This is a genomic window from Staphylococcus croceilyticus (genome assembly GCF_002902575.1).
Taxonomy (GTDB): Bacteria; Bacillota; Bacilli; order Staphylococcales; family Staphylococcaceae; genus Staphylococcus; species Staphylococcus croceilyticus.
In genome coordinates this window covers 1-1,073 of the sequence record NZ_PPRD01000106.1, presented here as the reverse complement: position 1 = coordinate 1,073, position 1,073 = coordinate 1, and the positions used below count along the sequence as shown (strand labels likewise).

Below are 1,073 nucleotides of genomic sequence, written 5' to 3'. Positions count from 1 at the left end.
TGACGAATTGTAATATTAAGTGCAACACTAATAAAATTCCATAAAAAAGGCCCATGATTGGCACTTTATTGTAAGATGTTAATAACCACAAAAACACATACAAGGAGTGCCAATATGAGCTACATTCATCTTACAATAACTGAGCGTGCAAGTATAGAGATTCTTAGGAAAGAAAATTATTCTTTAAGAGCTATTGCCAAACGGTTAAACCGTTCGGTTTCTACCATTTCTCGCGAAATTAAAAGAAATAAATCCATTCATAATTATGTTGCTGAAACAGCTCAAACTAATTATGAAACTCGAAAAAAGAATTGTGGTCGTCCTTCCAAATTAACAAATGAACTGATTAACACAATTATCCATCATCTAAAATTACATTGGTCACCTGAACAAATTGTTGGAAGATTACTTCAAAAAAAGGTTTGTTTTAAAACAATTTATAGATGGATTAATGCCAATTCATTTACTTTAGATTTGTTTCCTTATTTAAGACAAAAAGGCAAGAGACAACGACCTAAAGAAACCCGGGGTCGTTTCAACATTGGTAAATCAATATCTCAACGTCCTAAAGATATTAAAAAACGCAATTCTTTTGGCCATTGGGAGGCAGATACAGTTGTTTCAAGCCGAGGAAAAAGTAAAGGCTGTCTGGCTACTTTCGCAGAAAGAAAATCTCGCTATTACATTTGTTTTCTAATGCCTGATCGCTCTTCTAAATCAATGGAAGTAGCTATAAAACAACTTATTTCATCTTTGCCTAACAACGCTGTAAAAACGATTACTGTAGATCGTGGTAAAGAGTTTTCATGTTACAAAAATATTGAATCTCAATTTGAGGTCGATATTTATTTTGCTGAACCATATTCTGCTTGGCAGCGTGGAACTAATGAAAATTCTAATGGATTACTTAGAGAATTTTTCCCTAAGAAAACAGACTTAGCAAAGGTAACTCAAGAAGAGTTGGATTATGCTTTAAACTCTATTAACCATCGTCCTAGAAAGTGTCTTAATTGGAAGACGTCTTATGAAATTTTAAATTCTGAGTTGTTGCACTTAAATTGACAACTCAACAT

General features: G+C 32.9%; 1 protein-coding gene. It reads left to right on the top strand.

Translation table 11 applies throughout. The features are described from left to right. Positions 1-114 precede the first annotated feature (114 nt). On the top strand, positions 115-1,062 hold the full coding sequence (locus CD128_RS10860) for an IS30 family transposase (protein ID WP_103329915.1): 948 nt from the start codon (positions 115-117) through the stop codon (positions 1,060-1,062). The last annotated feature ends 11 nt before the right edge of the window (positions 1,063-1,073 follow it).

What these genes read in the sequence shown, in the direction of transcription:
- CD128_RS10860 (WP_103329915.1), top strand. Translation starts at nt 115, where the DNA reads ATGAGCTACATTCATCTTACAATAACTGAGCGTGCAAGTATAGAGATT.